This is a genomic window from Pseudomonas sp. Irchel 3A7, from assembly GCF_900187565.1.
Classification (GTDB): Bacteria; Pseudomonadota; Gammaproteobacteria; order Pseudomonadales; family Pseudomonadaceae; genus Aquipseudomonas.
The window spans coordinates 222068-244081 of record NZ_FYED01000006.1 but is presented as its reverse complement, the minus strand read 5'-3'; the positions used below and the strand labels follow the sequence as shown (position 1 = coordinate 244081).

13 protein-coding genes and 1 tRNA gene are annotated in these 22014 nt (G+C 62.1%); 4 read left to right on the top strand and 10 right to left on the bottom strand.

The annotated features are described in order from the left end of the window. The first annotated feature begins 38 nt into the window (after window positions 1–38). A complete protein-coding gene (locus tag CKW21_RS12410; protein ID WP_095194256.1) occupies window positions 39–1373 on the top strand; it encodes an OprD family porin in 1335 nt (444 codons plus the stop codon). Window positions 1374–2679: 1306 nt separating this feature from the next. Here CKW21_RS12410 and CKW21_RS12400 read toward each other — a convergent pair. The 7 genes from CKW21_RS12400 to fdnG all read right to left on the bottom strand — a co-directional run bounded on the left by CKW21_RS12400 (window position 2680) and on the right by fdnG (window position 11859). Then, window positions 2680–2775 (bottom strand) — tRNA-Sec (locus CKW21_RS12400). Window positions 2776–2781: 6 nt separating this feature from the next. Then, window positions 2782–4689, bottom strand: a complete 1908-nt coding sequence (gene selB, locus CKW21_RS12395) for a selenocysteine-specific translation elongation factor (RefSeq protein ID WP_095194255.1) — start codon at window positions 4687–4689, stop codon at window positions 2782–2784. Then, window positions 4686–6116: an L-seryl-tRNA(Sec) selenium transferase gene (selA, locus tag CKW21_RS12390; RefSeq protein WP_095194254.1), complete on the bottom strand. Its 1431-nt coding sequence runs from the start codon at window positions 6114–6116 to the stop codon at window positions 4686–4688. The genes selB and selA overlap by 4 nt, the downstream gene beginning before the upstream one ends. Before the next feature lie 118 nt (window positions 6117–6234). Further along, entirely contained in the window at window positions 6235–7176 is a 942-nt protein-coding gene (fdhE, locus tag CKW21_RS12385) for a formate dehydrogenase accessory protein FdhE (protein WP_095194253.1), read from the bottom strand. 4 nt (window positions 7177–7180) lie between these two features. Next, on the bottom strand, window positions 7181–7849 hold the full coding sequence (locus tag CKW21_RS12380) for a formate dehydrogenase subunit gamma (protein ID WP_095194252.1): 669 nt from the start codon (window positions 7847–7849) through the stop codon (window positions 7181–7183). Next, window positions 7846–8793 (bottom strand): formate dehydrogenase subunit beta, encoded by a 948-nt coding sequence (fdxH, locus tag CKW21_RS12375; RefSeq protein WP_095194251.1) that lies wholly within the window; start codon window positions 8791–8793, stop codon window positions 7846–7848. The genes CKW21_RS12380 and fdxH overlap by 4 nt, the downstream gene beginning before the upstream one ends. Then, window positions 8794–11859, bottom strand: coding sequence for a formate dehydrogenase-N subunit alpha (gene fdnG, locus CKW21_RS12370; RefSeq protein ID WP_141232950.1), 3066 nt, complete (start codon window positions 11857–11859; stop codon window positions 8794–8796). Between the two features lie 335 nt (window positions 11860–12194). Here fdnG and CKW21_RS12360 point away from each other — a divergent pair, with 335 nt between their 5' ends. The 3 genes from CKW21_RS12360 (at window position 12195) to CKW21_RS12350 (ending at window position 16037) form a co-directional block, all read left to right on the top strand. Next, window positions 12195–13349, top strand: a complete 1155-nt coding sequence (locus CKW21_RS12360; RefSeq protein WP_095194248.1) for a MalY/PatB family protein — start codon at window positions 12195–12197, stop codon at window positions 13347–13349. A 228-nt stretch (window positions 13350–13577) separates the two neighbouring features. Continuing rightward, a complete protein-coding gene (locus CKW21_RS12355; RefSeq protein WP_095194247.1) occupies window positions 13578–14435 on the top strand; it encodes an SDR family oxidoreductase in 858 nt (285 codons plus the stop codon). Between the two features lie 237 nt (window positions 14436–14672). After that, window positions 14673–16037: a sodium:proton antiporter gene (locus tag CKW21_RS12350; RefSeq protein WP_095194246.1), complete on the top strand. Its 1365-nt coding sequence runs from the start codon at window positions 14673–14675 to the stop codon at window positions 16035–16037. Here CKW21_RS12350 and CKW21_RS12345 read toward each other — a convergent pair. The 3 genes from CKW21_RS12345 to CKW21_RS12335 form a co-directional block, all read right to left on the bottom strand. Continuing rightward, a complete protein-coding gene (locus tag CKW21_RS12345) occupies window positions 16015–17937 on the bottom strand; it encodes a PAS domain-containing sensor histidine kinase (protein ID WP_095194245.1) in 1923 nt (640 codons plus the stop codon). The two genes, CKW21_RS12350 and CKW21_RS12345, sit on opposite strands and share 23 nt — an antisense overlap. A 96-nt stretch (window positions 17938–18033) precedes the next feature. After that, window positions 18034–20301, bottom strand: a complete 2268-nt coding sequence (locus CKW21_RS12340) for an ATP-dependent DNA helicase (RefSeq protein WP_095194357.1) — start codon at window positions 20299–20301, stop codon at window positions 18034–18036. Further along, window positions 20298–21965, bottom strand: a complete 1668-nt coding sequence (locus CKW21_RS12335; RefSeq protein ID WP_095194244.1) for a VRR-NUC domain-containing protein — start codon at window positions 21963–21965, stop codon at window positions 20298–20300. The genes CKW21_RS12340 and CKW21_RS12335 overlap by 4 nt, the downstream gene beginning before the upstream one ends. Between the last annotated feature and the right edge of the window lie 49 nt (window positions 21966–22014).

Below are 22014 nucleotides of genomic sequence, written 5' to 3'. Positions count from 1 at the left end.
TGCTTTGCTCCAGGAAACAACCGCGACTGGATTGGCTCATGACGTTTTTCTCACACGATTGCGCTGCCCGACTGACTCTGTGGCTACCACTGTTATTCGCCAGTTGGGGCGTCATGGCCGATGAGCCGGCGCAGAACGCCCAGGGCTTTCTGGACGGTGCATCACTTGACGTGCTCAGTCGAAATTTTTACCTCAACAGCGACTACCGCTCTCCTTCACCCTCGGGCAAAAGCTATCGGCAGGAGTGGGCACAAGGCTTTATCGGCACATTCCAGTCAGGATTCACGCCCGGCACGATTGGCGTAGGGCTCGATGCCCATGCCTTTTTGGGTTTGAAACTCGATGGCGGCAAAGGTCACTCCGGCACAGGGCTGTTGCCGGTCGACAGTGACGGGCGCAGTGAACCCAATTACTCCAGCGCTGGCGGTGCCCTGAAAATCAACGCGTCGAGAACCACGCTGGCCTATGGTGAGATGCTGGTGGAAACCCCGGTGTTCGACACCGCGGACAAGCGACTGCAACCGGAATATGCCACGGGGTTTGTGTTGAACAGTCGAGAAATCGATGGTTTGAATCTTCAGGCCGGGCACTTCACGGCCTTCAAGAATCAGGACAGTTCATCGTCCAAGGGCGATTTTTTCGGTTATGGCGCCAATACCGAAGCGGGCGGTATTTCGTTCCTGGGCGCCGACCTGTTCACCCAGCGCCCCATCGGCGGTGCGTTGTATGCCTCGGAGCTGACCGACACCTGGCACCAGTACTACGGCAATCTGCACTGGAAGCAAAACCCATGGTTCCTCGATGCCAACCTCTATCACACGCGGGATACCGGCCAGGCGCTGGCGGGCGCCATCGACAACACCGCGTTCAGCCTGTCAGGCAGGTACACCGTCGACGCGCAGGCTTTTACCCTGGCCTGGCAAAAAATCAATGGTGACACACCCTTCGACTTTGTCGGTGGCGACTCGATCTACCTTGCCAACTCGATCAAATACGCCGACTTCAACGGCGCGGGTGAGCGCTCATGGCAGGTACGTTACGACCTCGACCTGGGCACGTTTGGCCTCCCCGGCCTGAAGTTCATGACGCGTTATGTCAGGGGCAGCGGGATCGACGGCACCCACGCGCCCAAGGGCGGCGCCTACAACCCGTTCGATGCGTCAGCCGGTGAGTTCGTACCGCAACAAGGCGCTGACGGACGGCATTGGGAGCGTGACATTGACCTGCACTACATCGTGCAGTCCGGAGCGGCCAAGGGCTTGTCCCTGCAGGTGTCCCATGTGTCACATCGTGCCAACGCGGCCCAGGCCGGCGATGACATTGACAGGATCTACGTCGTCATCCAGTACCCGCTGGGCTTCGGGCCTTTCTAACCAGAAATCGGGGGTACAGCCGCAAAAGCCAGGTCGGCTGTCAGGCCGCCTTCGCGAGCAGGCTCGCTCCCACAGGGGATCTTCAGCGGGCACAAACAGTGTGTGCGACACACATCGAAGGTGGGAGCGAGCCTGCTCGCGAAAAACGTTGGGGCAACGCGATCATTCGGTTAGCCCGCGTTATCGTTGACGTCCATCGCGGGCAAGCCCGCTCCCACAGGGAAATGAGCACTCTGCCAAAGCCAGGTCGGCTATAAGGCCGCCTCGCTTTGGCTTTACGCGGTGCCCGCCCTCCCGAGAGGCCGAGCGCAGGTTCTGCGCAGTGGGCAACCCGGCATGGATGCCGGGTTAGCCGCGCACGGCCAGGGATGGCCGATCGCGGCGGGCCCACGGAGCAGGACCGGAGCGAGGGCATGCCGAGCCACAGCGAGGCACCGAACGACAGGGGCAAGAGCGCTTGGTTACTTGGCGCTTCTCCAAGTGACCCGCCGTAAGGGCGGAACCAATAGTGGCCGTTACCGCAGGAATGGATATGTACTCGGCCAACAGCATCCAGGTCGGCTGTCAGGCCGCCTTCGCGAGCAGGCTCGCTCCCACAGGGGATCTTCAGCGGCCACAAACAGTGTGTGCGACACACATCGAAGGTGGGAGCGAGCCTGCTCGCGAAAAACGTTCGGGCAACGCGATCATTCGGTTAGCCCGCGTTGTCGTTGACGTCCATCGCGGGCAAGCCCGCTCCCACAGGGAAATGAGCACTCTGCCAAAGCCAGGTCGGCTATAAGGCCGCCTCGCTTTGGCTTTACGCGGTGCCCGCCCCCTCGAGAGGCCGAGCGCAGGTTCTGCGCAGTGGGCAACCCGGCATGGATGCCGGGTTAGCCGCGCACGGCCAAGGATGGCCGATCGCGGCGGCCCACGGAGCAGGACCGGAGCGAGGGCATGCCGAGCCACAGCGAGGCACCGAACGACAGGGGCAAGAGCGCTTGGTTACTTGGCGCTTCTCCAAGTGACCCGCCGTAAGGGCGGAACCAATAGTGGCCGTTACCGCAGGAATGGATATGTACTCGGCCAACAGCATCCAGGTCGGCTGTCAGGCCGCCTTCGCGAGCAGGCTCGCTCCCACAGGGGATCTTCAGCGGGCACAAACAGTGTGTGCGACACACATCGAAGGTGGGAGCGAGCCTGCTCGCGATGGCGGCAGTCCGGTCGACAATGCAGCGCCTGATCCACCGCCATCGCGAGCAAGCTTTGCTCCTGCAGAATCAGATCGAGGGGACAGCCGCGAACATCAGGTTGGTTGATTGAAAAGTGGCGGAAGGCAGCCGGAGTCGAACCGGCCCGGGAACGGATGCCGTCCCCAACCGGGTTTGAAGCCCGGCCGCGCCACCGGGCGCGATTGCCTTCCTGATTATCAGTGATCTGCTCGCCGGGCCAACGCATTGTCCTGGCGGATATGACGCTTGTCGCCAAACCGGCGGGTCAGGCCGAGCCGGTCGAAGTACTCGAGAATCTGAATGCTGCGCTTGCGCCCCAGGCCCACCGCATCGCGAAATGCCGCCACCTGGATCACCGGATTGGCGTCGGCCAGTTGCAACAGCATAGCCGCCAGACGACGGATCATCGTGTCGGTATAGAACAGATCCCGCACCACCTGATGCATCAGCCCCAGCCGGGCCATTTTGCGCAGCAGCGAGCGCACCGTGGCTTCGTCATGCCCCAGGTCGCGCACCCACGGCGGATCGAAGCCGCCCGCCTCGAACAACGGCTGCAATTGCTGCCACAGGCTTTCATCCTCTTCACTCAGGCGTACCTGATGATCGGGCCAATGCAGCCATGGCCCGCTGGCGGCGATGGCACCGCTGGCGAGCAATTCGTCGAGCAGGCTGATGAAGGTCGGGCGGTCGAGCGCCGTCCCGGTGAAACGGCGCAGACGATCACGGTCCGGACCCGTTTGATCCGGCTCCAGTTCATGAAAGCGCGCCAGGTGTTGCAGCAGATCGGCTTTCAGGGCCTGCCAGCAGGCAGCGTCGAACAACACCGGCCCTTGCCGCGTTTCGATCAAGCGCACGTCATCAGGCAACACCCAGCTTGTCCGCGGTTGATTGAACTGGCGCTCCAGTCGTTGGGGATCGAGTCCAGTCGCACTGTTGGCCAGCAGTACCGGCAGCAGGGTTTCCAGTCGAGCGCTGCTGGCCAACGCATGTAGCTGCACCATCCGTTGGGGACTGCGACGGTGCCGGGTCGGTGCGAACGGGTCGAGTACCCGTCCGCCGCCCAGTGTGCGTTGGGCACTCTGGTCGCGCAGGATCAACGGATCACCCTTCACGGCCTGCACCGGCCTATTAAGCAAGATTTGCGCGAACATCCTCTCGCCCGGCGCCAGGCTGGCGTATTCGAGCAAGGCCACGTGTCCGCTCACGTCTTGAGTGCCAATGTGCACATGCACCGGTTGGAAATGTTCAAAGGAACGGGGCTCACCGGGCAGTAACTGAAAGTCGATGTCCAGTCGTTGCGTCGGTGCGTACAGCCATTCGGCCACCAGCCATTGACCACGATGAATCTGCTCCAGTGCCAGGCGTTCGGCATGCAGGTTCAACGCGACGCGCTGGCCGGCCATGGCGCTTTCGGCGGTTTGATTCTGCGCATGCAAGCCCCTCACCCGTACCGGTTTTCCAAGGGGACCCAGCAGCAATGTATCGCCCACCGCCACCTGCCCGGACAGCGCGGTGCCGGTGACCACGATACCCGCGCCGGCCACGCTGAACGCCCGGTCGATCCACAGGCGAAAGCCGCCATCCAGGCTGCGTTGCTGCACGTAACGCTGGGCATCCAGCAAGGCTTGACGCAGGGTTGCGATGCCCTGGCCGGTCACGCTCGACAAGGCAATCAACGGCGCATCCGCATAGGGACCGGGCGCCAGCAAGGCGCTGATTTGCTCGCGCACGGCTTGCACCCGGGCAGGTTCGACCCGATCGCATTTACTGATGGCCACCAAGGCCCGCGGGATGCCGAGCAATTCGACGATCGCCAAATGCTCACGGGTCTGCGGCATCACACCGTCATCGGCCGCCACCACCAGCAGCACCAGATCGATGCCCTGCGCGCCGGCGAGCATGTTATGGGTGAAGCGCTCATGGCCGGGCACGTCGATGAAACCGCTCAAACCCGCGCCCGGTTCAAGCTCGGCGTACAGATAACCCAGGTCGATGGTCATGCCGCGTTCGCGCTCTTCCCGGCGTCGGTCGCCGGTCTGCCCGGTCAAGGCCTGGAGCAAGGCGGTCTTGCCATGATCGATGTGCCCTGCGGTGCCGACAATCACCCTGCCCGGTCCCCGATCTGCAACCGGTCAAGCTGCGCCAGCCACGCCGGTTCGTCGTCCAGTTGCCGCAAGTCCAGCCACAAGGCGTCGTCATCAATGCGCCCGACCACCGGGATCGGCAAGCCGCGCAAGGACTCTTCCAAACCATGCAGACAGCGCCCGCGAAGACGTTTGGAGCTATGCGGACGCAGACACAGCGCGGCACTGGGCAAACGCGCCACCGGTTGGCTGCCACTGCCGATCATCCCCAGCGCCGGCACCGCACTGACGCTCCAGGCAGCGCCCAGCACCCGCGCCAGTGACGGTTGCAGGCGCTCTGCCTGGGCGAGGATCTCCGCCTGGGGCCGTGTCAGCAGACGCAGGCTTGGCAGGCGTTCGGCCAAACGATCCGGGTTGCGGTACAGACCCAGCACGGCTTCGAGGGCGGCCAGGGTCAGCTTGTCGACACGCAGCGCGCGCTTCAGCGGATTTTTCTTGATCCGGGCGATCAGGTCCTTGCGCCCGACAATCAACCCGGCCTGCGGCCCACCGAGTAATTTATCGCCGCTGAAGGTGACGATGTCGGCCCCGTCGAGCAAGGCCTGACGCACCGTGGGTTCGGCGGGCAGTCCCCAGCGTGTGAGGTCCAGCAGACTGCCGCTGCCCAGGTCTTCGAGCAGCGGCAAGCCATGTTGATGCGCCAGTTGTGCCAGTTGCGCCGTGGGCACCCGGGTGGTGAACCCCTGAATGTCGTAGTTGCTCGCATGCACGCGCATCACCAGACCGCTGCGCGGGCCAATGGCGGCTTCGTAGTCGCGGGCGTGGGTACGGTTGGTGGTGCCGACTTCGTGCAGCTTGACCCCGGCGCGGGCCATGATGTCGGGAATCCGAAAGGCGCCGCCGATCTCGATCAGCTCGCCCCGGGAAATGATGCCTTCCTTGCGCGCCCCCAGACTGTTGAGGGTCAGCAACACAGCGGCGGCATTGTTGTTGACCACGGTCACCGCTTCGGCGCCGGTCAGCTCGCGGATCAACCCTTCGATCAGATCGTCGCGGTCACCGCGCTTGCCGCTGTGCAGGTCGAACTCCAGATTGAGCGGGTAGCGCGCGGCCATGTGTACGGCCTCGATGGCTTCCTCAGGCAGCAAGGCGCGGCCCAGATTGGTGTGTAGCACGGTGCCGGTCAGGTTGAAGACCCGGCGCACATGGCTGCGATGCTGATTGGCCAGGCGTTCTGCGACCCGGCCTGCCAGTACCTCGGGGCTGGTTTCAACGGCTTCGACCTGGCCCTGGCGTACGCTTTCCCGCACTTCATCGAGCAATTGCCGCAAAGCGGCCAGCAATGCCTCACGCCCGTAGCGCTCGGCCAAGGGGCCGTACGCCGGGTGGCGCAACAGGCTGTCGATGGAAGGCAGATGCGGGATTTGACTGACAAGGCTTGCGGGCATCAGGCGCTCCGGAAAGCGAAGGGGTTGGAGGGCAGTGGTCAGTTTCGAGACTGGCGGCGTCTGACCCGGCCCCTTCGCGAGCAGGCTCGCTCCCACATCCAGAGTGTAGACCCTGTACTCACTCGTCTCCCGGTGCAAGCAACAGATTCGGCGCCAGCCGCTGGTAGCCGTCCTGGGCCAGGCGCATGTCCAGCATCAGGCTGGCCAGGTCCGCCGACAGCGCTTCGGCGTGGGCGTCGTTTTCCAGATAGAGCAGCTTCAGATAGGCATTGCAGCCCGGACAGACCTCGGCCCGCAGCGGCGCCTGATTGGCGGCGTGGCGATCGTCTTCGAGGCTCAGGTACTCCAGGCCTTTGCTTTGCTCGCAATACACACACTTGACCCGCACCACGTGCCATTCACAGGCGCACAACGAACAGACCAGGTAGCGCAAACCGTTGTGCTTGCCGCGATTGCGGATGACGCCGGCCATGGCCGGCGAACCGCAGGCCGGGCACTGGCTCAGGCTGGTGCCTTGTGTCAGTTGCAGATTCGGCGTGCTCAGCAGCCAATGGCTCCAGGCGGTTTGCAAGGCCGCGCCGAGAAACGGCACCAAAGCTGCCGGCACCAGCGAATACTGGCCACTGACCAGTGCCACCGCCCAGGCCCGGCGGTGTCCGGGGGCGGCTTGACGCAAGGTGTCCAGCGCCTCGGCCACGGCGGGTTGCTCGGGGGCGGTGTAGCGTTGCAAAAAGGCATCGAAATAGGCCTGCCAATCGTCCTCGCGGCTCAGGCTGTCGGCGGCGAATGGCGGCAGTCCGTGTTGCAGGCACAGCTCGATGCGTTGTCGGTCGAGGGGCTCGCCGAGCGGCGGATCATCCAGCACTTGCTGTTGCGCCCGGCACACCCCGGCCAGCAGTTGCAGGTAATCGGCCAGCGGATGCCTCACGTCCTGATGCCCTTGGGCCAGATACTCGAGGCGCTCGGCGCGCAGGCTGAACAGGTTATGCGGCGGCAGGTGCAGAAACGGCGGCGAACCCGCCGCCGCTTCGATTTGTCCGGGTTCGAGGATGGTCGCCAAGTCGCTATCCTTTTTTATCCAAAGGCATTTTGTTCAACGGCGGCTCGGGGCGCTCGTCGCGGGTCACTTCCCGGTACCACAGTTCATGATGCCTGCGCGCCCAGGCGCGGCTGACCCAGCCATGCATCATCGCGCTGACCGAGCCCTTGATCCAGATTCCGGCGTAGATGTGCACGATGATGCTCAGGATCAGCACGAAACCGGCCAGTGCATGCAGCAGCATCGCCCAGCGAATGCTGGTGATGCCGAAGTACTCACTGAAGTACGCGCGCCAGATCACCAACCCGGTGAACAGCAGCACCAGCATGCACAGCAGTAAAGTCCAGAACAGCAACTTCTGCCCGGGGTTGTATTTGCCGATCGGTGGTACGCCCTCCTCTTCGTTGCGCATCACCCGGTCGATGCGCCGCAGCCACAACCGGTCATTGCTGATGAAGTAATTGGCACGCCAGAACTGCACCACCAGGCCGAGAAACAGCAGGAACATCACCACGCCCATGAACGGGTGCAGGATGCGCGTCCAGGGGCCGCCGCCGAACAGATTGCTCAGCCAGAACAACGCCGGATGAAACAGCGCCAGCCCGGACAACCCGGCCATCAAAAACAGAATCGCCACCAGCCAGTGATTGGTGCGCTGGTTGGCGGTGTAGCGAAGGATCTGCTTGCGGATCATGATCGGTCCCCTGTCTTCGGAGGGTGCTTGGGATCATAGGTGTGCACCGCTGGATCGACTTCATGCACCGCCGGGTCCGGGCCGTGGGGCAGCTCATCCTCTTCGACCACCTGCGGCCCGACGCGCACGTAGTGGAAGAACCCGGCCAGCACCGCCGCGCCCATCGCCAGCAGCGCCAGGGGTTTGCTCAGGCCTTTCCACAGGCCGACCAGGGGGCTGATCACCGGGTCGCCCGGTAACCCGGCATACAGTTTCGGCGTGTCGGCGTGGTGCAGCACGTACATCACATGGGTGCCGCCGACGCCAGCCGGGTCGTACAGACCGGCGTTATCGAAGCCACGGCTCTTGAGGTCGACGATACGCTCGGCGGCATGTTCCTTCATGTCTTCCTTGGTACCGAAGACGATGGCGCCGGTCGGGCAGGTTTTCACGCAGGCCGGTTCCAGCCCTACAGCCACCCGGTCCGAGCACAGCGTGCATTTGTAGGCCTTGTGATCCTTTTGCGATATGCGCGGAATGTTGAACGGGCAACCGGTGATGCAGTAACCGCAGCCGATGCAGTGGTCCTGGTCGAAATCGACGATGCCGTTGGCGTGCTTGATGATCGCCCCGGGACTGGGGCACGCCGCCAGGCAACCGGGTTCGGCGCAGTGCATGCAACCGTCCTTGCGGATCAGCCATTCGAGGTTGCCGGCATCGGTTTCGTGCTCGGTGAAACGCATCAGGGTCCAGGTTTCTGCGCTCAAATCCTGCGGATTGTCGTAGGTCCCCAGGTTATGGCCGACCTCGTCGCGCAGTTCGTTCCATTCCGAGCAGGCGACCTGGCAAGCCTTGCAGCCGATGCACTTGGTGGTGTCGATGAGCTTGGCGACTTCCTCCAGGTTACGTACCGAAGATGGCACGGTGGTGGTGGCCGAGCGGGCAATGATGTCTTGGCTGGCCATTTAGATTTTCTCCACGTTGACCAGGAATGACTTGGATTCCGGGGTCTGGGTGTTGCCATCGCCGAGGAACGGCACCAGGGTGTTGGTCAGGTAACCGTGGCGCGTGAGGCCGGTAAAGCCCCAGTGCAGCGGGATCCCGATCTGGTGCACCACCTGATTGTTGACCTGCAACGGCCGGATTCGCTTGGTCACCACCGCCACCGCTTCGATGTGCCCGCGCTTGCAACTGACGCGCACACGATCACCGGCGACGATGCCTTTCTCCTTGGCCAGCACTTCGCCGATTTCGACGAACTGCTCAGGCTGACTGATCGCGTTGAGCCTGCAGTGCTTGCTCCAGAAGTGGAAATGCTCGGTCAGCCGATAGCTGGTGGCGGCGTACGGGTAATCCTTGGCCACGCCGAGCGAGTCCCATACCGAATCGAAGACCCGTGCCGCCGGGTTGCTGGTGGCATTCTTGTTTTGCGGGTGCAGCGGGTTGATGCCGATCGGCGTTTCGAAAGGCTCGTAGTGTTCGGGGAACGGGCCTTCGTTCATCTTGTCGACGGCAAAGAAGCGCGCCACGCCTTCGGGGTTCATGATGAACGGATTCATCCCCGCTTCCGGCGCCACATCGGCCTTGTAGTCCGGCACATCGGTGCCGCCCCAGGCTTTGCCGTTCCACCACACCAGGCGTTTTTTCTCGTCCCACGGCTTGCCTTGCGGGTCGGCCGAGGCGCGGTTGTAGAGAATCCGCCGGTTGGCCGGCCAGGCCCAGGCCCAGCCTTGATGCTGATGCATGCCGAACGGATCGTTGTTATCGCGCCGGGCCATCTGGTTGCCCGTCTCGGTCCAGCTGCCGCAGAAAATCCAGCAACCGGACGCGGTGCTGCCATCGTCCTTGAGCTGTCCGAAGCCGGAGAGTTGCGCATTGGCCTTGATCGCCGCGCCCGTGGCGTCGGTGAAATCGGTGGTGGCGCTGCCGTTGATTTCTTTTGCCAGTTCCTCCGGTGAAGGCTCGTCGGCAATCTTGTAGGGCCACGACAGCTTGAGGATCGACTCGGCCCAGGCACCGCCGTTGGCCTGGTAACGCTGACGCAGGCGCAGGAACAACTCGCTCATGATCCGCACGTCGGTGCGCGCCTCGCCCGGGCCGTCGGCACCTTTCCAGTGCCATTGCAACCAGCGGCTGCTGTTGACCAGCGAACCGTCTTCCTCGGCGAAACAGGTGGTGGGCAGGCGAATCACTTCGGTCTGGATATCGGCGCTCTTCACATCGTTGTACGGCCCGACATGCCGCCAGAACTCCGAGGTTTCGGTGGCCAGCGGATCCATCACCACCAGCCATTTGAGCTTGGCCAGCGCCGTCATCACCCGGTTCTTGTCGGGCAACGCGGCAATGGGGTTGAAGCCCTGGCACATGTAGCCGTTGACCTTGCCCTGGCCCATCAGGTCGAAGACCTTGAGGATGTCGTACTGGGGAATGTCCAGTTTCGGCAGGTAGTCGTAGCCCCAGTTGTTCTCGGCCGTGGCATTGGCGCCGTACCAGGCTTTCATCAGGCTGACGTGGAACTTGCCGTAGTTCTGCCAATAGGACAGCTGTCCGGGACGCAGCGGTGTTTGCGTGCGTTTGACGATATAGGCCTGGTAATCCTGCTCGGCATCGCCGGGCAGCGTGAGGTAGCCCGGCAGCGAGTTGGACAACAGGCCCAGGTCGGTCAGCCCCTGGATGTTGGAGTGCCCGCGCAAGGCATTCACACCGCCGCCCGGCATGCCGACGTTGCCCAGCAGCAGTTGCACCATCGCCGCGCTGCGGATGATTTGCGAGCCGATCGAATGCTGGGTCCAGCCCAGGGCGTAGAGAATCGTCATGGTCTTGCCCGGTGTCGAGCACGTGGCGATTTCTTCCCAGATTTTCTGCATGGCATCGACCGGCATGCCGCAAATCTGGCTCGCCAGTTCGAGGCTGTAGCGGCTGTAGTGCTGTTTCATCAATTGATAGACGCAGCGCGGGTCCTGCAGGGTCGGGTCGACCTTGACGAAACCGTCTGCACCGAGTTCATAACCCCAGCCGGATTTGTCGGTATAGAGACGCTTGGCCGCGTCATAGCCACTGAAAATGCCATCCTCGAAGCCATAGCCGGCTTTGACGATGAATGACACGTCGGTGTAGTTGCGCACGTATTCGTGCTGGATCTTGTCTTCAGTCAGCAGGTAATTGATCAGCCCGCCCATGAAGGCGATGTCGGTGCCGGTGCGGATCGGCGCGTAATAGTCGGCCACCGAGGCGGTCCGGGTAAAACGCGGATCGACCACGATCAGCCGCGCCTTGTTGTGCGCCTTGGCTTCGGTCACCCACTTGAAGCCACATGGGTGCGCTTCTGCTGCGTTGCCGCCCATCACCAGAACCAGATTCGCGTTGGCGATATCGGTCCAGGTATTGGTCATGGCACCACGGCCGTACGTCGGGGCAAGACTTGCCACCGTCGGGCCGTGTCAGACACGCGCCTGGTTATCAAACCCCAGCATGCCGAGACTGCGAATGACCTTGTGGGTGATGTAGCCCGCTTCGTTGGACGCCGCCGATGCCGCGAGGAAACCGGTGGTCAGCCAGCGGTTCACCGTCTGGCCCTGGGCGTTTTTCTCGATGAAGTTGGCGTCGCGGTCGGCCTTCATCAGGTCGGCGATGCGATCCAGCGCTTCATCCCAGGAAACACGCGTCCACTCGTCGCTGCCGGGTTTGCGCACTTGCGGGTATTGCAGGCGTCCGGGGCTGTGAATGAAGTCCAGCAGGCCGGCGCCTTTGGGGCACAGGGTGCCGCGGTTGACCGGGTGGTCGGCGTCACCTTCGATGTGAATGATGTTTTGCGCGACATTCTTGGCCGCATCGCCCTGGCTGTACATGATCAACCCGCAGCCGACCGAGCAATACGGGCAGGTGTTGCGGGTTTCATGGGTGTGGGCGAGCTTGAAATGACGCACCTGTTCGGCAAAGGCAGGCGTCGGGGCCATACCCAACGCGCCCAGGCTAGAGCCTGCAAGGCCGATACCGGCGACCTTGAAGAACTGACGACGGCTGAGGTCCATCGTGCACTCCTGATCAGTTGGAAATCCGGTGCTTTGCCGGATTTTTCTGGACAATCACGGTCGCGGCAGACGGGCTGCCGACATCTCAAACTTTAGTCAACACACTGACAATCTGTGTGAAAACCGACCGTCGGCCGTTTGTCGAACCCTGTGGGAGCGGGCTTGCCCGCGATAGCGGTCGGTCAGCCAACATCAATTTTGACTGTGCCGCCGTCATCGCTGGCAAGCCAGCTCCCACAGGGTGTGTGTTTTATGACTATTGAGCAGGCTCGCCCCCAAAGGGGATTGGCGCTTATCATGGCGCCATATCCAACCCTGCCGTTACGAGACCACGCATGACTTTCGATTTTGATCAGGTGTTCGACCGCCACAACACCGGCAGCACCAAATGGAGCCGCTACCCGGCCGACGTGTTGCCGATGTGGGTCGCCGACATGGATTTCGCCGCGCCACCGATGATCATCCAGGCCCTGCAAAAGCGTCTGGAACACCCGATGGTCGGCTACAGCGTAGCCCCGGACAACCTGCGCGAGGCCATCGTTGCCGACCTGTGGAACAAGTACGCCTGGCGTGTCGAGCCGCAAGAACTGATCTTCCTGCCGGGGGTCGAGTCAGGCTTCAACATGGCGCTCAAGGCGCTGGTGCAACCTCAACAGAATGTCGTGGTGCAGGTCCCGAACTACCCGCCGCTGCGCCATGCGCCGGGCCATTGGGGCCTGAACAAGGTCGAGCTGAATTTCGACACGCAAGCGGACGGCACCTACGCCACCCCGCTGCACACCCTGAGCCAGTCGCTGCGAGGCGGTGGCGCCCTGCTGCTGAGCAACCCGCACAACCCGCTGGGCAAAGCGTTCCCTCGGGAAGAACTGCAAGCCATCGCCGACATCTGCCAGGAGCACGACGCCTGGATCATCTCCGACGAAATCCACGCCGAACTGTGCTTCGACGGGCGCAAACACATTCCGATGGCAACCCTTAGCCCACAAGTCGCCCAGCGCACCATCACCCTGATGTCGGCCAGCAAGGCCTACAACATCGCCGGGCTGAAAACCTCGTTCATGATCATTCAGGACCGCCACCTGCGCGAGCGGGTCAACCACGCCCGTTGCGGCATGGTCGACAGCGTCAACCCGCTGGGCCTGGAAGCCACCCGGGTGGCCTACAGCGAGGCCGGTCCCTGGCTGGCCGAGTTGAGCGCTTACCTGCAAGGCAACCGCGACTACCTGGTCGACGCCGTGCGCAGCCGCCTGTCGGGCATCACCATGAACGTGCCGCAAAGCACCTACCTGGCCTGGCTCGACTGCACGGCGCTGGGGCTGGACAACCCGCAGCAGTTCTTCCTCGAACAGGCAAAAGTCGGACTGAGCCCGGGCCTGGATTTCGGCGATGACTGCAAACAGTTCGTGCGCCTGAACTTCGGCTGCCCACGGTCCTTGCTGGAGGAAGGGATCGCGCGGATGGAGCGTAGCTTGCGTAACCTCAAGGCGTGATTCGCCATCTGAAACGCTGAAACTACTTGTGGGAGCGGGCTTGCCCGCGATGACGCCGGCACAGTCAACGTTCGTGTTGACTGACACTCTGCTATCGCGGGCAAGCCCGCTCCCACAGGGTCCGATGCGTTTGTAATTGCCTTGCAAGCCATCTGAAACCCAACCGAACTCCAGCCAATACACCACGGTCAACCCTTTGACTCCCCACGCTGAGACTGGAGATCAATGATGACCGACTATCCAAAACCACCCTTCCCCAAACAACAGCAGCCCGTCCCCGGCTCCCAGCGCAAAATGGACCCGTACCCGGACTGTGGCGAACAAAGCTATAAAGGCTCGGGACGCCTTGAGGGCAAGATTGCGCTGATCACCGGTGGCGACAGCGGGATCGGCCGTGCCGTCGCCATTGCCTTCGCCCGCGAAGGTGCCGATGTCGCCGTTGCCTACCTCGATGAACAGGAAGATGCCGAGGAAACCGCCCGCTGGGTCGAACAGGCGGGTCGGCAATGCCTGCTGCTGCCCGGCGACCTGGCGCACAAGGTGCATTGTCGGGCGCTGGTGGAAAAAACCGTCGAACACTTCGGCCGCATCGACGTGCTGGTCAACAACGCCGCGTTCCAGATGACCCATGAGAGCCTCGAGGACATACCCGATGAGGAATGGGTGATGACTTTCGACGTCAACATCACCGCCATTTTCAGGGTTTGTCAGGCTGCGCTGAAACACATGAAGCCCGGCAGTTCGATCATCAATACCAGTTCGGTCAATTCGGACATGCCCAACCCGACCCTGCTCGCCTATGCCACGACCAAAGGCGCAATTGCCAACTTCACCGCGGGCCTGGCACAAATGCTCGGGCCAAAGAATATCCGTGTGAACAGCGTGGCGCCGGGGCCGATCTGGACGCCCTTGATTGTCTCGACCATGCCGGAGGAAACGGTGCAGAACTTCGGTGGCAACACACCGCTGGGGCGGCCGGGGCAACCGGTGGAGGTTGCGCCGATTTATGTCCTGCTGGCCTCGGATGAAGGCAGCTACATCACCGGCCAGCGCTTTGGCGTGACCGGGGGCAAACCGATCCTTTGACGTCGGGGGTCTAATGAAAAATGGAACCCTTGGACGCGTCGAGTGCTCCACAGCTTACTCGGCCACGACGTGATCCTGTAGGAGCGAGCTTGCTCGCGATGGACTGAAGAGCGCCGCATTTAGCCAGTAAGCACGCGTTATCGTTAACGGCCATCGCGAGCAAGCTCGCTCCTACAGGTTTACGCCATGGCGGGGCTTTCGCTATCTGGAGGTCGTCATGTCCGCAGCTTTGCAGCCATGAGCTTTATCGCCTGGGTTGCGGTGTTGGGAGCCGTGCTGCTGACGCTGGCACTCACCTCGTCATACCTGCGCTGGCTGCCGGTGACCACTTCGGCCGTGTGCCTGGCCCTGGGGGTGGCGATCGGGCCGGCGGGCCTGGGCTGGCTCCGGCTGGATATCAAGGATGCGGCGGTCTGGATGGAGCACCTGACGGAAGTGGCGGTGTTGTTTTCGCTGTTCGTCTGCGGGCTCAAGCTGCGACTGCCGCTCAAGGACAGGAAGTGGCGGGTGGCATTCGGCCTGGCGGGGCCGGTGATGCTCCTGAGCATCACCGGCGTCTGCCTGTTACTGCACTTTGCCTTCGGCCTGGCGTGGGGGCCGTCATTGCTGATCGGCGCGATTCTGGCGCCCACCGACCCGGTGCTCGCATCCCTGGTGCAGGTCAACGACGCCAAGGATGACGACCCGGTACGTTTCGGGCTCTCCGGCGAGGCCGGTCTCAATGACGGCATCGCTTTTCCGTTTGTGATCCTCGGTTTGCTGTTCTTGCAACAAGGCGAGGGTTCGTCCAGTGCCTGGCTGGATGATTGGGCGCTCAAACGTCTGTTATGGGCTGTGCCCGCCGGCTTGCTGATTGGCTACTGCATGGGACGCGGCATCGGGCGCCTGACCCTGTCGATGCGTATCCGCAATGCCGACAGCACCCTCTCCCCCAACGACTACCTGACGTTCGCCCTGATTGCGCTGGCCTATGTCGCGGCCGAGGCGGTTCATGGCTACGGCTTTCTCTCGGTGTTCGCCGCCGGTCTGGGCTTGCGTCGGGCCGAGGTCAAGTCAACGGGGCACACTCAACCGCCGGCCGAGCACTTGGTACAAGCGGTGGTCGGTCATCAGTATGTCGAGCCCGATGCCGCGGTGCATGGCGATGTGGCGAATCTGGAGGAGAGCCAGGTCGCCGCCGGCATCATGATCGGTGACATGCTGTCTTTCGGCGGCCTGGTCGAACGGGCCATGGAAGTGTTTCTGGTGACCCTGCTCGGAGTGGTACTGATCGGGCACTGGGACTGGCGTGCACTGGCGATCTCATTGGTACTGTTCTGCGTGATTCGGCCCCTGAGCGTCGCGCTCGTGCCTTGGGGCAGTTTGCTGAACGGCCGGCAACGTCTTTTGATCGGCTGGTTCGGGATTCGCGGTATCGGTAGTTTTTACTATCTGTTCTACGCCTTGAACCACGACCTCCCGACAGCAGTGGCCGGCCTGTGTACCGACCTTACGCTGTCGGTGGTGGCGCTGAGCATTTTGCTGCACGGCATCAGCACCCAGCCGATGCTGGCACGATACGAGCAACACAACCGCCGGCTCACTTCATCGTCGCTGCGATGATGTCCACCAGGTTTATCTGGGTAAAGGGTTTGGACAGGCGCGGGAGTCTGGCCGCAAAGCCATCCAGGCGTTCGGCATACCCCGTGGCAAGGATGATCGGCAGGTTCGGCATCATGATCTGGATGGCCTGCGCCAGTTGCGCACCATTCATTTGCGGCATGGCCATATCGGTGATGACCAGATCGAAGTGCTGCTCGCTTTTCAGTAACTGCAACGCCTGGGCAGCCGATTCGGCAATACTGACATGATGCCCCAGGTCTTCCAGCAACAGGCAGGTGCTGGTCAACACCAGGCTATCGTCATCGACCACCAGTACATTGAGTCGCTGAACCTGCGGTGCGTCCGGCTCCGTGGCCTGTCGTCCGGTCACCGAACCGGCCTTGGCCACCGGCAGCCAGAGTTCGGCGGTGGTGCCTTTGTCCTTCTCGCTTTTGAGCAGGAAGCGCCCCCCCATCTGTTCGATAAAGCCATGCACCATCGATAGCCCCAGTCCCGTCCCCTTGCCGACACCCTTGGTGGTGAAAAACGGGTCCATTGCCGAAGACAGGGTGGCGTCATCCATGCCTTCCCCTGTGTCTGTGACGGAAAAGCACACGTAGCGCCCCGCTGCCAGGGCTGAATGGGGATGATCCAGGACCACTTCCGTGCGCGTGCCAAGCACGAGGGTTCCGCCATTGGGCATCGCATCGCGCGCATTGGTCGCCAGGTTGAGAACCGCCAGCTCAAGCTGATTGACGTCGGCCAGCACCGGCTCGGGTTCTGGCGTAAAGCGGGTTTCGATTTTCACCGTAGGCCCCAGGGAGCTGCGCAAGAGTCCGGTGATGCCCTCCACCAGCTTCGGTATTTCGACGGCTTCGGCCTTGAGTTCCTGGCGCCGGGCAAACGCCAGCATGCGCTGGGTCAGGGAGACGCCACGCAAGGCGCCCTGGACGGCGTTGTCCAGCAGACGGGTCAATCTCGGATCGTCTGGCATGCGCTTACGGACGATTTCCAGATTGCCGAGAATCACGGTCAGCAAATTATTGAAGTCGTGGGCAATCCCGCCACTGAGCTGGCCGATGGCTTGCATTTTCTGCGCCTGGAACAGCGCCTCGCGGGTTTGCTCGAGAGTCTGCTGCGCTTGTGCCGCCTCGGTGATGTCGCGGGTGATCTTGGCGAACCCGAGCAATGTACCCGTATCCCCCCAGATCGGGTCCACCACCACATGGGCGAGAAAGCGCGTGCCGTCCTTGCGCAGGCGCCAGCCCTTGTTTTCGAACCGCCCTTCGCGCACCGCAACGTCCAGGGTGCGCAGCGGCTCGCCGGCTTCGCGATCCTCGGGGGTGTAAAACATCGAGAAATGCTTGCCGATGACTTCATCGGGCAAATAACCCTTGATGCGTTGGGCTCCCGGGTTCCAGTTGCTGACGCGCCCGTCCGGGGTAAGCATGTAGATGGCGTAATCGGTGACGCTTTGCACCAGCAAGCGAAATTGCTGTTCGCTTTGCTTGAGGGTTTCCTCGGCCATTTTGCGGTCGGTCAGGTCGCGGGTGATCTTGGCAAACCCCAGCAACCGGCCCGAAGGATCGCGGATCGGATCGATCACCACATGGGACCAGAAGTGCGTGCCGTCCTTGCGCACACGCCAGCCCTCGCCTTCGAAACGTCCTTCGCGAATCGCCGTGTCCAGCGCCCGTTGCGGCAAACCGGCCTGGCGATCCTCGTCGGTGTAGAACCGCGAGAAATGCTGACCGAGAATCTCGGCCTCCTCATACCCCTTGAACCGCCTGGCGCCGGCATTCCAACTGGTAATGATGCCGTCGGGATCAATCATGTAGATCGCGTAGTCGACCACCGCATCGATCAGCAGACGGAAGCGCGTCTCATCGCTCACGTCCACTTTGGTTCGATCCTCGCTCATTGGGTTCTCGCGTCATGATTGTTTTTCTGGAGTATGCGACAAACTGTCGATTTGAAAAGCCGAAACTTCGGCGCTCACCCGACCACCCTTGATGCCTCAAGCAAGCGATTTGCCAATCGACCACCAGCGCGGCAGCAACTGCCTGACCTTGCTCTCGCCAAAGCGGTCATCGATCAGCATCACCACGCCCTGGTCCTGCTGGGTGCGGATCACCCTTCCGGCGGCCTGCACCACTTTCTGCACACCGGGAAACAGATAGGTGTAATCGTAGCCGGCGCCAAAAATCGCGGCCATGCGCCCTTTCATCTGTTCGTTGACCGGATTGAATTGCGCCAGTCCCAGGGTGGCGATGAACGCGCCGATCAGTCGCGCACCGGGCAAGTCGATGCCCTCGCCGAATGCCCCGCCCAGCACCGCAAAACCGATGCCTTCGCTACCTTCGGTGAACTGATCGAGAAATTGCTGGCGTTGCGCTTCTGCCATGCCCCGGGACTGCGACCACTGCCTGATCCCCGGATGTCGTTCGGCCAGCAACAGCGACACTTGCTGCAAATAATCAAAGCTGCTGAAAAACGCCAGGTAGTTGCCCGGGCGCTGGCCGAACTGGTTGGCGATCAACTCGACAATCGGCGCCACGGACGCCTGGCGATGGACGAACCGCGTGGATATCCGGCTGACGATGTGAACCTGCAACTGGTCGGCGTCAAATGGCGATTCGACGTCGATGCTCACGGTGTTCGCCGGCGTCCCCAGCAGATCGGCGTAGTAGTGGCGCGGGCTTAGCGTCGCCGAGAACAGCACGGTGCTGCGTGCGGCCGTCAGGCGCGGCCCGATGAAGCCGGCAGGCACCACGTTACGCAGGCACAGCTGCGAGCGCTGTCGTTTGCGCTCAAGGTCGCGTTTGCTGATATCGAACAGGAAATGTTCGTCGAAGAGCTCAGCCACGCGGCTGAACTGCAACAAGTCGAAGTAAAAACCCTGGAGCGTGCTGTCCAGCCCCTGCGGGTGATCGTTGAGGTAGTCGCCGATGCTGGCACTGCAGGCTGACATCGCCTGGAGCAGTTTTTCCGGGGTCTTGTCATAAGCCTGATAGGCGCCCTGCTGCTGATTATGCAGGGCGTTCCATTCGCGATTGACCCGCTGGAGGGGCTTTTTCAACGGCTCGGGAGCGCTTTTTCGTACCGTGTCGAGGGTCGCCTGATCGAGGCTGGCGCTGTACATCTGGCGTGCGCGCTCCACCAGATTGTGGGCTTCGTCCACCAGCACCGCGACGTTCCACTGGTTGGCCTGGGCCAACCCGAACAGCAACGCGCTGAAGTCGAAGTAATAGTTGTAATCGGCAACGACCAGGTCGGCCCAACGGGCCATTTCCTGACTCAAGTAATACGGACATACCCCATGCGCCAGGGCGATGGTGCGCAATGCATTTTGATCCAGCAGGTTCAGTTCACTGGCGGCCTGGCGCGCGGCCGGCAAGCGGTCATAGAAACCCTGGGCCAACGGGCAGGATTCGCCATGGCACGCCTTGTCCGGGTGCTCGCAGGCCTTGTCCCGGGCAATCATCTCCAGAACGCGCAAGGGCGGGGCATCGGCACTGTCAATGATGACCTGCGCCGCATCCAGGGCCAGTTTGCGCCCCGGGGTCTTCGCCGTGAGAAAGAACACCTTGTCCAGCCGCTGTGGCGCCAGGGCCTTGAGCATCGGGAATAGCGTGCCGACGGTCTTGCCAATCCCCGTCGGCGCCTGGGCCATCAGGCAACGGCCGGTGCTGACGGCCTTGAACACCGATTCGGCGAGATGACGCTGCCCCGGTCGAAAATCGGCATGGGGAAACCTCAGCGCCTGCGCCGCCCGGTTGCGCCCCTCGCGATGGGCCATTTCCCGCTCGGCCCAGTGCAGGAACCGGGTGCAATGTTCTTCGAAGAATTGCTGCAGCTGCGGGGCGCTGAAAGTCTCGACCAGACAGGTTTCCTTTTCGCTGACGATGTCGAAATACACCAGCGCAAGGTTGATCTGGCCAAGCTCACGTTTGCGGCACATCAGCCACCCGTAGATTTTCGCTTGGGCCCAGTGCAGTTGACGGTGATTGGCCGGCTGCTTGCTCAAGTCGCCGCGGTAGGTCTTGACCTCCTCCAGGCAGTTTTGCGCGGGATCGTAGCCATCCGCCCGCCCCTTGACCTTCAGATTCTGATAGAAGCCTTCGAGCGCGACCTCGCTCTGATAGCCCTCGCTGCGCCGGGACGCCACCGTGCGATGGCCGAGGATGCCCTCCAGCGCGGTCGGCGACGGCGTGAAGCGCAGGTCGAGGTCGCCGACCTTGGCAGTGAACTCACACAGCGCCCGCACCGCGATGCTGTAGCTCAAGCGCCCTGCTCCGCCCATTGCACGTAGCACACGGCAATCGGCATGCAGTGCTCATGGCAGAACTCCAGCCAGCGCAGTTGGTTGTCCTGCAGACGATCCCCCGGGCCTTTGACTTCGATCATGCGGTAGGTTTTTTGCTCAGGCCAGAACTGGATCAGGTCCGGCATGCCGGCGCGGTTGGCCTTGATGTCGAGCAACAGTCGGTTGAACCAGTGCTTGAGGTGCTCGGCCGGCAAGCAGTCCAGGGCTAGCTCCAGCAATTCGTCGCTCAGTACGTTCCAAAAGACGAAGGGCGATTGCACGCCCCATTTTTCGCTGTAGCGCCTGCGAATGGTCGACAGATAACGACCGTCGTCCAGTTCCGCCAGGCAGGCTTTGAACAGATCGGCCCTTCGCTCATGGAAGTCCTCGTTGAGCAAATCCACCGGACCGCGCTGGAACGGATGGAAAAAGGCTCCCGGCAGCGGTGCGAAAATGGCTGGCCAGCACAACAGGCCGAAGAGTGAGTTGATCAGGCTGTTTTCGACGTAATGCACCGGCGCCGACGCTTGCGCCAGGTGCCCCTGAACGTAAAATTCCACCGACATCTCCGGGTCGGTCCTGGGCAGTTGCAGCTCCAGGCGCACCATTTCCCGCGCGGACGGACGCTTGACGGGTGGCCCGCCCAGCTTGCGCCGCAGCCGGGGCAACATGCGCAGCAATTGCTGTTGTTCGGCGGCGCTTTGTGGCGATTGTTCGGCCTGGGTGGCGAGGGCCAGGGCCAGTTCATATTCCCCGCAACGCTCCAGCACGCGGATCAACCGCTGACGCGAGCCCGGATAGGCGCATTGGCGGTACAACGCCAGCGCCATGGAGAAGTCCGCCATGCGTTCGCAATGCTGGGCGATCTGGAACAGCAGCTTGTCACGACGCCTTTGCAACCAGGGGTTGCTCAGCGTCAGCCCGTTGATCTGCTCGACCACCTCGACCACCGCCACTCCAGCCTCGAAGTGTTGCTGGTATTGATGAAGGAACATGCAGGCATCCACGTCCTCACGGCTGCGAAGCCCTCGGGAATCCGCGCAGAACTCGACTTTTTCGTAGGTAAAGATGCCCAGGTCGGCCAGCACGAACTCCGACCAGTCCTGGTAAAGATTGCCGAAAAACATCAAGCGCAAGCGATCGCAAAGGCCCATGATGGTCAAACTGAACAGGCGCTCGTTCAGCGACGGGCACCATTGAGCGAAGCTGCGCGACTCGGGAAATTGCTCGATCAGCGCCGGCAGCCAATCGAGCTTTTTGCCCTTGGGCTGCTCGATCGCGCTACCCAGGCATTCAACGATTTCGGCCTTGAGCAACAGCTCGAACACCTCCTCGACCGACAACGGCAGCTGTTCATCGACCCAACCCAGCGCCACTAGCGGTTCGGCTGCGCTGGCGATGTCACCGATTTCAACGTAATGCAGTTTGCTGCACCTGAAATGAATGCCCTTGCGCATCACCATCCTGACCAGCAATGCCCGGGATTCACGGGGCAAGCCATTGAACGCGTCGATGAACCGTTGCTCCTCGACGCTCAACACATCGGCATAGCGATGCTGAAGCCAATCAAGCACTTGCATGAAGTTGTTCAAGTAATAGAACGGATCGTCGAGGGGGTTTGCGGTCACGGGAAAATGGGCCATGGCGAGCGAGTACTGGTTATGCGTACAGATACCAGCAACGCCCCGCCCG

Coding starts and splice junctions, on each gene's coding strand:
- CKW21_RS12410 (WP_095194256.1), top strand. CDS start 39: ATGACGTTTTTCTCACACGATTGCGCTGCCCGACTGACTCTGTGGCTA.
- selA (WP_095194254.1), bottom strand. CDS start 6,116: ATGCCCGCAAGCCTTGTCAGTCAAATCCCGCATCTGCCTTCCATCGAC.
- CKW21_RS12380 (WP_095194252.1), bottom strand. CDS start 7,849: ATGATCCGCAAGCAGATCCTTCGCTACACCGCCAACCAGCGCACCAAT.
- fdxH (WP_095194251.1), bottom strand. CDS start 8,793: ATGGCCAGCCAAGACATCATTGCCCGCTCGGCCACCACCACCGTGCCA.
- CKW21_RS12360 (WP_095194248.1), top strand. CDS start 12,195: ATGACTTTCGATTTTGATCAGGTGTTCGACCGCCACAACACCGGCAGC.
- CKW21_RS12355 (WP_095194247.1), top strand. CDS start 13,578: ATGACCGACTATCCAAAACCACCCTTCCCCAAACAACAGCAGCCCGTC.
- CKW21_RS12350 (WP_095194246.1), top strand. CDS start 14,673: ATGAGCTTTATCGCCTGGGTTGCGGTGTTGGGAGCCGTGCTGCTGACG.
- CKW21_RS12345 (WP_095194245.1), bottom strand. CDS start 17,937: ATGAGCGAGGATCGAACCAAAGTGGACGTGAGCGATGAGACGCGCTTC.
- CKW21_RS12335 (WP_095194244.1), bottom strand. CDS start 21,965: ATGGCCCATTTTCCCGTGACCGCAAACCCCCTCGACGATCCGTTCTAT.